The 14,136-nt window shown below is 68.2% G+C and carries 14 protein-coding genes; 8 read left to right on the forward strand and 6 right to left on the reverse strand.

The annotated features are described in order from the left end of the window. Positions 1-26: 26 nt before the first annotated feature. Positions 27-1,328, reverse strand: a complete 1,302-nt coding sequence (locus AAW13_RS40260) for a radical SAM protein (protein WP_046732128.1) — start codon at positions 1,326-1,328, stop codon at positions 27-29. Positions 1,329-1,333: 5 nt separating this feature from the next. Beyond that, positions 1,334-1,690 carry a hypothetical protein gene (locus AAW13_RS40265; RefSeq protein WP_046732129.1) on the reverse strand — a complete coding sequence of 119 codons (357 nt, stop codon included), beginning with the start codon at positions 1,688-1,690 and terminating at the stop codon, positions 1,334-1,336. Positions 1,691-2,013: 323 nt separating this feature from the next. Here AAW13_RS40265 and AAW13_RS40270 point away from each other — a divergent pair, with 323 nt between their 5' ends. Next, the gene (locus tag AAW13_RS40270) at positions 2,014-2,658 is read left to right on the forward strand and encodes a hypothetical protein (protein WP_240528887.1); all 645 of its coding nucleotides are present in this window, start codon (positions 2,014-2,016) and stop codon (positions 2,656-2,658) included. 260 nt (positions 2,659-2,918) lie between these two features. Here AAW13_RS40270 and AAW13_RS40275 read toward each other — a convergent pair whose 3' ends face one another. The 4 genes from AAW13_RS40275 to AAW13_RS40290 form a co-directional block, all read right to left on the reverse strand. After that, the gene (locus tag AAW13_RS40275) at positions 2,919-3,794 is read right to left on the reverse strand and encodes a phosphotransferase family protein (RefSeq protein ID WP_046732130.1); all 876 of its coding nucleotides are present in this window, start codon (positions 3,792-3,794) and stop codon (positions 2,919-2,921) included. Then, positions 3,791-5,224, reverse strand: a complete 1,434-nt coding sequence (locus tag AAW13_RS40280; protein WP_240528889.1) for a helix-turn-helix domain-containing protein — start codon at positions 5,222-5,224, stop codon at positions 3,791-3,793. The genes AAW13_RS40275 and AAW13_RS40280 overlap by 4 nt, the downstream gene beginning before the upstream one ends. 142 nt (positions 5,225-5,366) lie before the next feature. Further along, the gene (locus tag AAW13_RS40285) at positions 5,367-6,095 is read right to left on the reverse strand and encodes an HAD family hydrolase (protein WP_046732132.1); all 729 of its coding nucleotides are present in this window, start codon (positions 6,093-6,095) and stop codon (positions 5,367-5,369) included. Beyond that, positions 6,092-7,489: a helix-turn-helix domain-containing protein gene (locus AAW13_RS40290; protein ID WP_052768671.1), complete on the reverse strand. Its 1,398-nt coding sequence runs from the start codon at positions 7,487-7,489 to the stop codon at positions 6,092-6,094. Before AAW13_RS40290 ends, AAW13_RS40285 begins: the two co-directional genes overlap by 4 nt. 864 nt (positions 7,490-8,353) lie before the next feature. On the opposite strand from AAW13_RS40290, the gene AAW13_RS40295 reads away from it, so the two are divergent. The 7 genes from AAW13_RS40295 (at position 8,354) to AAW13_RS40325 (ending at position 14,100) form a co-directional block, all read left to right on the forward strand. Continuing rightward, positions 8,354-8,548, forward strand: coding sequence for a hypothetical protein (locus tag AAW13_RS40295; protein ID WP_046732134.1), 195 nt, complete (start codon positions 8,354-8,356; stop codon positions 8,546-8,548). A gap of 114 nt (positions 8,549-8,662) precedes the next feature. Then, the gene (locus AAW13_RS40300; RefSeq protein WP_046732135.1) at positions 8,663-10,018 is read left to right on the forward strand and encodes an ATP-binding protein; all 1,356 of its coding nucleotides are present in this window, start codon (positions 8,663-8,665) and stop codon (positions 10,016-10,018) included. After that, a complete protein-coding gene (locus tag AAW13_RS40305; RefSeq protein ID WP_052768673.1) occupies positions 10,005-10,481 on the forward strand; it encodes a roadblock/LC7 domain-containing protein in 477 nt (158 codons plus the stop codon). Before AAW13_RS40300 ends, AAW13_RS40305 begins: the two co-directional genes overlap by 14 nt. Further along, positions 10,478-10,840: a DUF742 domain-containing protein gene (locus AAW13_RS40310; RefSeq protein ID WP_046732136.1), complete on the forward strand. Its 363-nt coding sequence runs from the start codon at positions 10,478-10,480 to the stop codon at positions 10,838-10,840. Before AAW13_RS40305 ends, AAW13_RS40310 begins: the two co-directional genes overlap by 4 nt. A 49-nt stretch (positions 10,841-10,889) precedes the next feature. Continuing rightward, on the forward strand, positions 10,890-11,423 hold the full coding sequence (locus AAW13_RS40315) for a GTP-binding protein (protein ID WP_046732174.1): 534 nt from the start codon (positions 10,890-10,892) through the stop codon (positions 11,421-11,423). Continuing rightward, positions 11,420-12,739 (forward strand): cytochrome P450 family protein, encoded by a 1,320-nt coding sequence (locus AAW13_RS40320; RefSeq protein WP_052768674.1) that lies wholly within the window; start codon positions 11,420-11,422, stop codon positions 12,737-12,739. The genes AAW13_RS40315 and AAW13_RS40320 overlap by 4 nt, the downstream gene beginning before the upstream one ends. Next, positions 12,736-14,100 (forward strand): cytochrome P450 family protein, encoded by a 1,365-nt coding sequence (locus AAW13_RS40325; RefSeq protein ID WP_079179160.1) that lies wholly within the window; start codon positions 12,736-12,738, stop codon positions 14,098-14,100. Before AAW13_RS40320 ends, AAW13_RS40325 begins: the two co-directional genes overlap by 4 nt. The last annotated feature ends 36 nt before the right edge of the window (positions 14,101-14,136 follow it).

Consider the following 14,136-nt stretch of genomic DNA (forward strand, 5'->3'; position numbering starts at 1 on the left):
TGCTTTGGGGTGGACGACAACCGCGTTCACTGGAGCCCCGTGCTGTCCCATACGGCGATCTCCACCGTGCTCTGGTAGAAGGCGCACATCTGCGGGTCCGGTCGGTCCCCCGCGATCAGGAGCTGTTCGTTGCGGGAGGGACCGCCGCAGATCGCGAGCGCCGGGCACTCGCCGCACTCGGGGATAGGGGCGATCTCCTTGGCGACGCCGCCCAACAGTGCCGGGTCGGCTCGTAACTCCTCAAGGGTATGCAGGAAGGCCGGCTCGGTGAAGTTGATGTCGCACAGGCTGACTCGGCTGCCGGGCAGCAGGGCGGCGTTGAGCGTGCGGTCGCTCTGCATGTGGTCGAAGAGCATGGGGCGGCGCCGGTCGAGGGCCTGGAACGCCCGGTCGAGGACGGAGAACATCATGCCGCCTCGGCCGAGGGCCACCAGGCGCGCCTGGTACAGCTCCTCGGCGAGTTCTGTGCCGTCGACAGTCCAGCGCCCGCTGGCGGGGATGGGCGTGTTGGCGTAGATGAACTTCAGACCGAGCTCGTCGATGATCCATTTGACGGTCTCGGCCAGGCGCCCGATGTTCGCGGGCGTGGGAGTGAGGTTGCAGCCCACGTGGATGCCGTCCGCATCGAGGAGCCGGCCGACGTTGCGCCGGATGCGGTCGTCGGCCGGCTGCCCGCCCAGCAGTCTCCGGTGCTCGGAGTTGACCGAGGGTGGGCCGTCGACGGATATCCCGACGCCGTAGCGATAGCGGGAGAAGTGATCGATCATGGCGTCGGTGATCCGGGCGCCGTTGGTGACGACGGTTCGGCGTACGCGCTGCACGTCGTGCTGCTCGGCGAGTGCATCCGCGAGTTCGTCCCCGCGCTGCATCAGGTCGAACCGAGTCGTCGGCTCGCCCCCGAACCACTGGATGGCCACCTCATCCCGGCCGGCGTTGGTCTCGAAGAGGTAGGTCAGGCCGTCAGCGAGTTCCTGCTCCGTCATGTCCGGCTTGCCGGTGTTCGTCTCGACGAAGCAGTAGCTGCACTTCATGTTGCAGGCGTCGGTGAGGACGATCCGGAGACCGCTGATCCGTACGGGTAAGGGCTCCAGGCCCAGTCTCTGAAGTCGGCTGCGGAGTGCTTCGCGCCGGTCGAGGTCGGGACCGTCCGGCGTGAAGCCGAGCTCGGCGAGAGCTGTGTGCGTTGCGGTCGGGGGAACCGCGGAGAGATCGGTGACCTCCCCGCGGTCGAGGTACACGCTGTCCAGCGTGACCGGGTCGAGGAGGGCCGCCTCGCCGTCCCGGTCGTACCGGATGTACTTCCCCCACAGAAGCTGCGAGGAGGCCACAGGTGTTACGCGGCTTCCTCTTCCATGATGCCGCGCTCGGCCATCAGCTTGCGGACGAGTTCCTCTCCGGAGGCCTGCAGCTGTGCCGAGGCCTCCGGGGAGCCGCCGTCCGCCAGGACGATCACGCCCGGAAGGGTGGGGTTCGCGGCGATGATCGTGATGCCGGCGGGCTCGGTGCTGACCACCATGATCGCGTTCTCGACGGGCACCCAGTCCGTGTTGTCCTTCAACGCTTCCAGGATCTCGGCCTGCTTGGCCTGGAAGGCGTCACGCTCGCCCATCCAGACCCCCGCCTTGCTCTTGGAGTCGACGACGTCGGCGTAGATCAGGTGATCGCCCTTGGTACGTCGAGGAGTCGGCATGACCCTCTCCTTTCCCGTGCTCGGCTTGTGTCGGCTTCGGCGGTGCCAGTGCACAACGAGAGGTGTGCGGGGAGCAGCCTTCCGCAGCGCAGGGCGGACGGCACATTTCGCGGGTGATATAACCCGGGAGATACGCGCTCCATGCTGATGGAGGGTAAATGGGGTATCTCCGAACCTGCTGGTCGACGCCCCGACACCGCCAGCGGGTCCGCGTCATCGGCGGTGGGGCCGCGGTCGTGCCGACAGAATGCGCAAGGTGGAGCTGGACACGTCGACCCAAACGGATAGACGAGTATGCGAAGCCTCTGGTGGAGAGGGTCTCTGTGGATGTGACGACACTTGCGGTCGCGCTCATCAGCGTCGGAGGGACGTTGGGCGGGACCCTGGGTGGGGCGGTGCTCAGCCAGCGTGCAAGCCGCGCCGAAGCAGCGGAGCAGAACCGGCGTGCCGATCGTGAGCGGGAGCACGAGCGTGATGAGCGAGCGTTGCAGGCGAAGCGTGATCTTTATGCCCGTCTCAACACCGCGGCCCGCGCTTACCGGGTCGCCGCCAGAGACGCCGTCCTGGCTTCCGAGCGTGGCGAAAGTGTCGATCCGGCAGTTCTCGACGCCGCCAAGGAGGCCTGGGCCGACCAGTACTCCCAGGCCCAGATGGCGCTGGCGAAGAGTGTTCTGGAGGCCGCCTCGACGCTCAACAGATCGCTCGGTGTCGGGTACACGGTTGTGAAACAGCTGCCGGGCAGCCGAGACCTCGACGAGGCGTACCAGCGGGCCAAGGAATGGTTCAGCGGTCCGTTGTCCGACGGTGTCTACCTGTTGCGGGTCACGCTGCGGCATGACCTCGGTATCGAGGTCGACTCCCACTTCGAGCAGACCAGTACGCAGATCCTCACTGTGCTCGACAGCGCGCGGGACAACCTTGACCGTCTACTTGCTGCGGAACGCGCACAGTCCGCCAGGTCCAGCTGACGGGCAAGGAGGCTCAGGTCTGCTCCGAGTTGGCCGTAGCCAGGGATCAGCTCCGCTATATGGACCCTGGCGAAGCCGTCTTGAGGAGAGGGGTGACCGGTACTGGGCAGACGGTGGCAAATGCGCCGGAGTGATCCGTCACGGAATTGCAGTCACAACCAATTTCGTACAGGTCGATAGGGTCCAAGGTATGCATCACTGCATGCCCAACGAAGCTGTGTGGGACGTGCGCCCTCGATCGCTTCCCGGCAAGCCCCGGTTCAGGCCCTACTCCAGGAGGCTGTCTCTCGCCCGTCCATGAGCGTCGCGACTCGGTGTGAAAGCTGCTTACCAGCCGCCTTGTCCCCTCGATCCGCGCGTCGTATGAAGGCGCCGAGTGTGTGCAGGTCTCGAATCGCTCGCAGCACAGCCAGCCCATCCCACTGTCGGATGTCGTACCCATACCGAAGGCTGAACTCGTCGAGGTCCGCGACAGTACGCCCGAACCGGACCCCTTGGAAGGTGTTGGCCAGGTCGATCTCACGAGGGCCGAACGCTGCCTCGTCCCAGTCGCCGAGCCGCACGCCGTCACCACTCCAGAGCGTGTTTCCGGGATAGGCGTCGCCGTGGATGTGACCCTGGCCCAGAGGGAAGTCGAGCCTGCCGTAGCTGTCCAGAAGCTCCTCCCGCCGCGCGACCAACCACTCACGCTGCGCCGAGGCCAAGTAGCAGCTGGACTCCACGGAGTTCTTGAACGAGGTGAGGGGCTGAAACCGGGGAAGCGGGATCGGCGGCGCCGGCAAGGAGTGGAGTTCACGTAGCAGGGCGCCCAAGGGGCCGGCCGGTGGCCCGCTGCCTTCTGGCTGCGGGTAGTGGTGCCAGAACGTCACCGCGTGCGGAGCGTAGACGAGCGGCTGGGGGAGATCCGCGGGCTCCGTCGCCGGGAAGCCGTTCGCGACGAGCCAGCGGGTCAGCGAGACCGCTGTGTCGAGACGTGGCCGCTGGGAGAGGGGGCTGACGCGTACGACGAGGCCTTCGTCGGCAAGGAGGAACACGGACGTGGCGTGGTCGTGGAGTCGGGTGAGTGACTGGTCTGTCAGGCCTGAGGCTCGGCAGGCCATGCGGGCGGCGGACTCGGGAGAGACCGTCGTCGTCATGGGGCAAGGACCTTTGTTCGGGTGTCTATCGCCTGGTACCCGCGGGCCGCTTCGGCGAGTTCACGCGCGACGGAGCTCCGGGCGAACCGCGGTTGCTCCAACAGCCTAGCCACTGACTGCACGGCGTCGCCGAGTTGCCGAATGCGTTGGTCCGCCGGGAGATCCAGGACGGGCCGAAGGTGCTCTCCGGCTCCCTCGATCTCCCCTGCGGTGATGCGCGCTGTCGCGATGTCGAGGCGCGCCAGGGCTTCGTCGCCGTACGACCTCTGCTCCGGAGGGCCGGATTCGTAGAGTTCGATGGCCGTGGCCGCGTGCTGCTCGGCCAGCCGATGCTCGCCAAGCAGCGCGAAGGTTCCGCCGATGTAGTAGTGCTGCTTCGCTTCGGGGAACGTGAGGAGGCCTCCGAACCGGGTCAGGGCGTCTGGAGCCCCATGCCGGTCCCGGGCCCGTTTGAGTTCCTCGATGGCGTCCATGGCAGTCCGGCGGTCGCCGATGCGAGCCGCCGCCCGGGCTTCGATCGCCGCTATCCGGATTCGGGTTTCCCCACCGGGGGACAGCAGGGCGGCCTGCCTTGTGTAGTCGAGAGCTGTCTGCCGCCGCGACGACCACTCGGCGATCAGCGCGGCCGTGCCCTTCACCCAGGCTCGCAGGTCGTTGTGATCGGACTGTTCGGCGAGAGTCCAGGCTGTCTGCAACTGCGCGACAGCGGCGTCTTCGTCGCCGAGGTTCTGCGAGGCGTGAGCGAGCAACAGGGAGCTGGTGCCAGCGAGCAGGAGCAGTTTTCTGGTCTGGCCGAGAGGCTGGCGGCCGTTCAGCAGGCCGAAGAGGTGATCCCTAGTCGACACGAGGTCAGTGAAGATCCGGTGCAGCGGTGCGTGGACGTAGTCACCGGCGATCCCGGCGAGTACGGCCTCGATCCCTTCGAGCTCCACGTCGCTGACGTTGCTCCGCGTGATGTCGCTGGCGAAGTTCAGGGACTGCACGGCGGCCTGGGCCGCCAACTGGTTCAGGTCGGTGGCCTCGGTCACCCCGGGAGGCACGTCGACGGGTGACCATCCGATCTGTGCGGGGACAGAGACGTCGTACGTCCCCTGTTCGCGGAAAGGCGGAGCCAGCAGGGCGTCCGGCGTGCCGATGCCGTCGAGGAACCGCGCGACCTTGTCGAGGTTCGTGAGACGTCGGCTGCCGGCTTCGAGCATCGACAGGAAGCCCTGGCTCAGGCCGGCCATGGACGCCATGTCTTCTTGCCGAAGACCGGCTCTCTCCCGGATGAGTCGGCTCGCACGGCCGAAGTCCCACGCCGCGATGGCGGTTTGGATGTCGCGGTCGGTCCACACCGTGTCCGGGATGCTGCGGACTGGTTGCGGCTCCCACGTCCCCTTGGTGCGGGCGCACGCCGCGCACAGTTCGTCAAGGTTGTACTGGCTCAACCGGCATCCGCAGCCGGCGCATGTGCGAGGGTTCCTCGGCATCGCGCCCCCGTTCCTCGTCTGCGGACGGCAGCGTACGTGCGGGCACTCGCGGGCGGGAATCACGCCGGTGATACCCCAGTTGGTGGGCGGCGGGGTGTGCTCAGACGTCGGAGCGGGTCACTGCCGTGATCGCGTCCAGAAGCTGCGGAACGTCTTCGAGGCTGTCGAGTACGACGTCGGCTCCGGCTGCCGCCAGATCGACGGCGGAGGTCTTTCCGGACGCGACCGCGATCACAGGTGCTCCGCCTTCGAGGCCCGTGCGGACGTCTTCGAGGGAGTCGCCGATGATGACCGTGTTGGAGCGGGAGAAGCGTGTGCCGTATTCGGTCTGGGCGCGTGTCTGGGCGACTGATACGAGACTCGGGCGGTGGTCGTTGTCGGACGAGTACCCCCCGATCTCCGTGTCCAGGAAGCCGGTGAGGTCGAACGCCTGGAGCTTCAGCAGGGCATTGGGCTTGAGGTTCCCCGTGACCACCGTCGGTACGTATCCCGGTTGGGCCTGCACGTTCTTGAGGGCGGAGACGGCTCCGGGCAGGAGGACACCTTGTCGGCGAAGATCTTCCGTGTGTGCGGCGAGGCGTCGGGGGAGGAGTTCCACCATGCGCGGCAACAAATGCGGGACCTCTGCATCGGGGACGCCGTTGTCCGTCAGGAGGGAGCGGATCGCCAGGGGCATGGTGACGCCGGTACCTCGTGCCGGGAGGTGCTCCGCGGGACGACCGACGATCTCGGCGAAGGTCTCCCGGTAGACCTGCCTGTCGATGTCGCCGACGTACAACAGGGTGCGGTCGATGTCCCACAGGACGAGGGTCCGAGGTGCGGCGGTCAAGTTCGGCTCCCTGTTGCCGGCATCGCGACGTGTCGCTCCAGTACGTCCTGAGCGTACGGGCTGTGGGCGACCTGACGGAGCCCGTGGATCATGTCCGCGACGTGGCTGTCGAGCCGGGCCGACCGGAGCCTCGCGGCCAGGTCGAGGACTTCGTGCGCCGCGGCGGCCCCGGCTTCTATGTCGCCTTGCTCGACGTGGGCGGTGGCGGCACGCGAGAGGAACAGGCCGCGGGTGCGGTGGTCCGCCGGGTTGAGTGCCTGCCGTGCCCTGGTGAAGCTGGCGGCGGCGCTGCTCGGGTCGCCGAGGTCGAGGTGGCAGCTGCCCGCCTGGCCGTGGATCTCGCCCTCGTTGACCCAGTACAGCCAGGGCGGGTCCTGTTCGGAGCGGCCCTGAGCGCAGAGTTCGGCCGCTCGTCCGAGTGCGGTGAGGGTGGCTTGGCGTTCGCCCAGTTTGGCGTGCCCGCGAGCCTGCCGCGTAAGGAGCATGGCTTCGAGCGCCGGTGTGCCGAGGTGCCTGACCCTGTCCCGGGCACGCTGGGCCGCGGCCACGGCATGGTGCGGGGCCCCGGTGGAGTAGCCGTGGATGGCTATGTAGGACAGGGCGCCGGCGCCCAGCCGTACGTCCTGCGAGGCTTTCGCCGCGCGCAGGGCCGCGTACAGGTAGCTGAGTGGACGATCCCGGTCGCCGGAGTCGAAGACGAACCAGCCGGTCTGCGTGGCCGTGTCGGCGATGATCGCCGCGAGGCGGCGTCCGGTCTCCTCGTCGTACGAGGTCTCCTCCAGCAGGTGCTTGAGGAACCGGAGGTGGCTGTCCCCGAGAGCGGTGAGGGTGCCGCTGCCGTCGCTCGCGTCCATGGTGCGGAGACTGTCGGTGGTGCGTTGCAGGGCGTCCAGCAGGTCGCCGGTGAGCTGACTCCCCTCCGCTGCCCTGGTGAGGGGTTCGGCTTCGGCGGTGTCCCAGGCGTTGACGAAGGTGGTGAGGGCGATGCCGCCAGCGGTGAGGAATCGTCGACGGTTCATCGCGTTGCCTCCTACCGCGCTGTCCAGTGCTTCCACCATACGGGCCGAGGTCCAGGGGAGGCTCGGATCGGCGTCGCCGGCGAACGGGGCCTGGGGCGCTTGCTGGGCTGGCCCGTGAGCATGTGGGAGAGGAAGGGCGACCAACTCGGCTGGTACGCCGAGGCCTGTCAGGAACTCGATGATCTTGTCGATGTTGGTGAGCCGGCGGTTGCCAGACTCCAGCATGGACAGGAAGGACTGGCTCATCCCGGTGAGCTGGGCCATGTCTCCCTGACGAAGGCCACTTCGGAGCCGGATGAGGCGGCTGGCCCGGCTGAAATCCCAGTTGCCGAGCGCACTTCGGACTTCCGTGTCCGTCCAGACGTATTCCGGCACGAGCGGCGTGAAATGAGCTTGCCTGGGTTGAGAGCGGGCGCAGGAAGCGCACAGGGAATCCGAGTTGTACTGGCTCAGGGAGCAGCCGCATCGATCGCAGTGCCGTTGCGCCTGGCGAGGCACTCTTCCCTCCCCCGAGCGAGATGTGCGGTTCTCCGGGCGTCCTTTCGCGGAGCCGGAATCACCTTAGTGATATCACCTTCGGCATGTGCGTAATCACCGTCCAGTGAACAGTCTTGGGGGCCAGCCCGCGTTCCGGTGACAGAAGTCGCCCGGTCGAGCGGCTCAACCGGTCCGTTCGGACGCACAGGAGTCTCCCGATGATGTTCGCTTCAGGTCGAGTTGGCGTCGCTTCTGATGACTCCCTGCCGCAGAGGCCGGCGGGGCTCGCGGGGCCGTCGCATGGCTGGGGCGCTCCACCCGACCGCCCCGTGTCGTCGCAGGCCCGGTCGCCGTCTCCCGCGCAGTCCGAGTTGAGCTGGGGGATCCAACTGGCGGCGTTCCCGAGGCCACGGCTGGGCGCGGTGGACGTCGTGCAGGTCGGGCTCGGGGTGGGACTCCGTGCGGTGGAGGGCATCCGGCAGGACGGCCTTCCTGTTGGCCCGGTCTTCTGCTGTGAGTCCCACGTCAGGATGCACATCCCTGCCGAGTCGGACACCGCCTACCGCTGGCACGCTCCGCAGACGCTGTGCCGCCCGGGAGCCTGGGAGTGCTCGACCAGCGGGCTTCCGACACCACGGTCGCGGTGCTCGGGGGTGTGGCTGTTTCCGCCCGGTCCGCGGAACACCCGCACACACGCGCCCGCGCTCCTTCACTGGCTGTCCCTGACACGGTCCGCCGGCGTACGGAACGTCGAGGTCCGGTATGGCGGTTAGCGTCTCGGCCGTCGTCCTGCTGGGGTTCATCACGTTCCTGCTCGTCAAAAAGAGCGGGTTGAAGGCGAGCCACGCGGTCGTCTGCACGCTCTTCGGTTTCTACCTCGCAGACTCCTCGATCGCCCCCACCGTCTCGCAGGCCGTGAACAGCGTTGCCCAGATCGTCGGAAAGATCAGTTTCTAGCCGCCGGTTTCAAGCCGTCCGGCTGAATCGCAAGTGCGTCACATTTCCGGCACTGCGTGGCATCGGGACCGATGCCTCCCCATCGCCAACCTTTCTTTCTACTTCGGGGATTTGATGACCTCGCGCGTATTGGATCCGGCCCTTTGGTTGTCGGCCCTGGCTGTTCTCGCAGCCGTGGCCACGGCCGTGCGCTTTCGTGCCGCGTCACTCGACGGAAAGCGTCGCGTCGCCAGCCTGGAGACGTCCTTGCGGATGGAGCGGGAGGCGGTCGCAGCCCGTGACGACGAGGTACGGCATCTCGCTCAGCAGCAGGTGCCCCACCTGATCCACACCGTGCTGAGCGGCCAACAGGCGGCGGCCCCGCCCTCGCTCCACCCGGAACTGAGCAAGACCGAGTTCGGCCGGGCTCTGGCTGAAGTCCTGCGCACGGTGCACGAGACGACGGTCCAGTCCGCCGACCGCGCGGAGAACGTGACCCGCACGACACTGGGCACCTTCATCCGCGCGATCCAGCCGCTCGTGAACGAGTTGCAGGGCGCGGTGGAAGAGATGGTCGAGCGTCACCACGACCCGAAGGTGCTCGCGGACGCGATCGAGATCTCCCATGGTGGCAACCAGCTGGCCCGGCGACTTCAGGCCTTCAGCGTGCTGATCGGATCCTGGCCCGGGCGCCAGCGTGACCCCGCACCCCTGATCGATGTCGTGCGCGGCGGCGTCTCACGAATCCGCGACTACGACCGCATCGAGATCACCGGCGAGGCTCCTTTCGCCGTGACCAGCCGGGCCGTGGAACCCATCGTGCTGAGTCTGGCCGAGTTGCTCGACAACGCGGCCCGCCACTCCGAGCCGGGCACCAAGGTCCAGGTCTGGTACGTCTCGGCAGCCAACGGGGTGACCGTGTTCATCGACGACGCGGGCATCGGGATGACGCCCGAGAACCGCGCGAACGCCGGCCTGCTGCTCTCCGGTGGCCAGCAGATCTGGATCACCCAGATGCGTAACCCGCCCCAGCTCGGGTTCGTGACGGCCGGACAGTACGCCGACCGTTACGGCTTCCGGGCGGGCGCCGACCAGATATCCGCAACCGGCGGCGTACGGGCCTGGGTGTTCATTCCACAGGAGCTGCTGGTGCCCCTCGCAGACGTACCGAAAGCCGCCGAGCAAGCACGCACGCACCCGCCTGTCACTACCTCCGCCCCGGCGCCACCGGCAGAGCCTGCCTCAGTGGCCGGGGAACCGCCGCAGTATCCGACGCGCGCCGACAGCGGCCTCCCGCAACGCACCCGACAAGGCGCCGGGCCGCGGCACGCCGCCTCCCCTGTCCACGAGACCCAGACCCCGAGTGACGGCGGCCGTGCCGTGGGCGCCTTCCTGCGCGGCGTCGAACGCGCCGGCACCCAGGGCGGCCAACCCTCAGGCCCGGGCTCCCACCTCCCCGACGAAGGGAAGCACACCGATGACGACCGTTAACAAGAAGCTCGACATGCTGAGCGGGCTGGGCTGGATGCTCGATGAGGAACTCCTCGGGCAGCCCGGCGTCCTGCGCGCCATGGTGCTGTCGGCCGACGGACTGCCGGTCGTCTGTTCAAAGGACATCGACCGCGGCCAGGACATCCCCAGGGCCATGTCCGAGCGGGTGGCCGCGGCCGTCACCGGGCTTCAGGCCGTCAGCCAGGAGTCGACCGAGTTCGCCAGCAAGCCGAGGAGCAGCGAAGACAAGCCCTTCTCCGCCGGCCCATGGCAGCGGACCCTGATCCAGTACGAGCAGGCGTACATCATCATCATCGCCGCCCGCGCCGGCACGTACCTGGCCGTGGCCATGAGCCAGAAGGCGGACGTCGAGGCCGTGTCGTACCAGATGGAGAAGGTCGTCGACCGCATCGGCGACTACCTCGGCCTTCCCCCGCGGCAACCGGCACCGTCCGCGTCATGACCGCGTCCCGGCGTGTCCGGGGGCCGGGGCTGGTGGGCCTGCACGTCGTGACGGGCGGCCGCTCCGAGCCGAGCCGCAACCACTTCGACTTCGTCACGACCGTACGCATTTCCACCCCCGGCCTGGATCGCACGGGCCTGTCCCCGGAGCAGCGCCGTGTGCTGGAGCTGTGTCAGCCGGGAGCACTGACCGTGGCCGAGATCGGGGCGTATCTCGTGCTTCCCCTCAGTGTCCTGCGAGTCCTCCTCGCCGACCTGATGGAACGAGGCCACATCACCACCAACGGCAAGTTCTACGCCGTCCAGGCGGCCGACCGAGAGGTATTGGAGGCAGTCCTTGAGGGGCTCCGCAAGCTCTAACCCCGCCGCAGGTACCCATCTGCGCGGTGACGAGACCACCGTGAAGATCATGGTCGCGGGCGCCTTCTCCGTGGGCAAGACCACCGTCATCGGCACGATGTCGGAGATCCGTCCCCTCCGGACGGAGGAGGTGATGACCGCCGCCAGCGTCCCGGTCGACGACCTGGACGGGCGCCCGGACAAGAGCGCGACCACGGTCGCCCTCGACTTCGGCCGGCTCTCCCTCAGCCCCGAACTCGTGCTCTACCTCTTCGGCGCGCCCGGGCAGCAACGGTTCTTCCCCATCCTGCGTCACCTCGCCCACGGCGCACTCGGGGCGCTGGTCCTGGTGGACACACGCCACCTTGCGCAGAGCTATCCCGTCATCGGCGCGGTGGAGGAGCTCGGGCTGGCCTACGCCATCGCGGTCAACGAGTTCCCCGACGCTCCGCGGCACACCGTCGACGAGTTGCGGGCCGCGATGGACCTGTCCGAGCAGACCCCGCTGGTGTTCTTCGACGCGCGCGACCGCCCCAGCTCCAAGAACGCCCTGATCAGCCTCGTGTCCTATCTCCTCACCCTGTTGCCGGAGCCACCCCGATGACCATGCCGACTCCCGGGCCCACGCCCCACTGGCCGCCTGCGGCCGGCGGCTGCCCCCACAGCCCGGCGGGATACCCGCCCGCGCCTGTCCCGCCGCAGCCGCTACCGATCCACGGGCCCGAATTCAGCGCGAACCCGCGCCAGACGTACGAGAGGCTCCGGGCCCAGGGCCCCATCGCGCCATGCGAGATCGACCACGGCGTCTACGGCTACATCACCACCACCTACCGCTCCGCCCTGTACCTGCTGCGCAACACCCCGAGCATCTTCCTCAAGGACCCCCACCACTGGTCGGCCCTTCGCGAGGGCCGCGTACCTGCCGACGCCCCCGCGCTCATGATGATGCGGCCGCGTAGGAACGCGCTGTGGCTCGACGGCTACGACCACACACGCCTGCGCAGCGCGGTCACCGACAGTCTTTCCTGGGTCGACACCCACGCCCTGACCGCCGGCGTGGCCCGCATCGCCGACGGCCTGCTCGACCGCCTCATGGACCAGGAACACCCCGACTTGGTCGCCCACTTCGCCGACCCCCTGCCCATGCAGGTACTGATCGAGATGTTCGGCTGCCCGCCCGAAATCGGTCAGACCATCGTCACCTCCATCGCGAGGCTCTTCGACACCACCCAGGACGCAGCCCGGGTGAACACCGAACTCGAAGAAGCCTGCCTGGCCCTCACGAGGCTCAAACGGCACCGGCCGGGCTACGACGTCACCTCCTGGCTCGTGTCCCACCAGGCCCAGCTGTCCGACGAGGAGATGATCCAGCAGATCCTCCTGCTGATCGGGGCCGGAACCACCCCGTGCACCAACCTGATCGCCAACGCCGTGCTCCTGCTCATCACAGACGACCGGTTCAGTGGTGACCTGCACACCGGCGTCCGACCTGTCTCCGACGCGCTCGACCAAGTCCTGTGGGACGACCCGCCGGTGTCCAGCTACTGCCCCCTCTACCTGCGCGAAGAACACGTCTACGAGGGCATCCGGCTGCTTCCCGGTATGCCGATCCTGGTGTCCTTCGCCGCCGCCAACAGCGACCCCGCCCTCGCCGCCGGCTCCGACCGACGCTCGGGCAACCGGGCGCACCTCGCCTTCAGCGCGGGCATCCGCGCCTGCCCGGCACCCGACCTCGCACGCGTCATCACCGAGACCGCCATCGAACGCGTCCTGGACCGGATCCCCGACCTCACCCTCGCCTGCTCATCTGCCCAACTCGTCCGCCGCCCCGGCACCTTCCAGAGCGGCTGGACACATCTCCCCGTCGCCTTCCCTCGCACGACCTCCACCGTCCCGAACTCCAGCAGAGGACCGCGATGACCACCCAGCTCCCTCCCTCCCGCTGCCCGTTCGCGATCGACCCAGCGGGCTCCGACCTCCACGCCGAGGCCCGTCAGCTGCGCGCCCTCGGCCCGGCCGCCCGGATCGAACTGCCCGGAGGGGTCGCCGCCTGGTCGGTCACCGATCCGGGGCTGATCGAACGCCTCCTGTTGGACGACCGTGTCTCCAAGGACGCCCACCAGCACTGGCCCGCCTTCGTCGACGGACAGATCCCGGAGAAGTGGCCGCTCCGCCTCTGGGTCCAGGTCCGCAACGCGTTGACCGCCTACGGACCGGAGCACAAGCGACTGCGTCGTCTGATCGGCACCGGCTTCCAGATCCGCCGGGTCCGCGCGCTCGCCCCCTCCATCGAGGACATCGCCCACGCCCTCCTCGACGACCTCGAACACCACCGGGGCACCGGCAACCCCGTGGACCTGCGGGAGCACTTCGCCTGGCTGCTGCCGCTGCGCGTCGTCAACATGCTCCTGGGCGTCCCGGACAACCTCCACGGCACCTTCCGCGAGCTGATCGGCGGCGCCTTCGCCACCGACATCACCGAGGCCGAAGCCGAGGCGCGCAACCTCGCCCTCTACAAGGCCCTGGACGGACTGGTCACCGCCAAGCGCGAGATGCCCGGAGACGACGTCACCTCCGACCTGATCAGGGCCCACGACTCCGCGACCGACACCCGACTGTCCCACCAGGAACTCATCGACAGCCTCCTGCTGCTCATAGGCGCCGGCCACGAGACCACGGTCAACCTGATCGACCACGCCGCGGTCAACCTCATGACCCATCCCGACCAGCTCGCCCTCGTCGAGGCCGAGAAAGCCAGCATCACTATGGACGACGTCGTGGACGAAACCCTGCGCCACCAAGCCCCGGTTGCCAACATCCTTCCGCGCTTCCCCACGGTCGACATCCACGACCCCGAGACCGGGGTGACCTTCGGCGCCGGCGACCTCATCGTCATCAACTACTCCGCCGCCAACCGCGACCCCCGCGTGCACACCGACCCTGATCGCTTCGACGCCACCCGGCCCACGCGAAAGAACCACCAGTCCTTCGGCGTGGGAGCGCACTACTGCCTCGGCGCCGGCCTCGCCCGCCTCGAAGCCCGCATCGCACTGGACGCCCTCTTCGGCCGCTTCCCTCGCCTCACCCTGGCCACGGCGGCCGAGAACCTGAGTCCCTTCGCCTCGTTCATCTCCAACGGCCACCAGCAGATCCCCGTCTACCTCGACGGCGCACCGGCCAAGCCCCCGGCCCCTGATCACCTCACGGCCCGGGCCGCACCCTCAGCAGCTCCCCGCCGAACGCCACCTCCTGCGCACATCGCCGAGACGCCCGCTGCCTGACCTGGTCCCTCAACCTCTACAGCACCGTACGGAGCA

The sequence above is a fragment of the Streptomyces humi genome (assembly GCF_001005085.2).
Classification (GTDB): Bacteria; Actinomycetota; Actinomycetes; order Streptomycetales; family Streptomycetaceae; genus Streptomyces; species Streptomyces humi.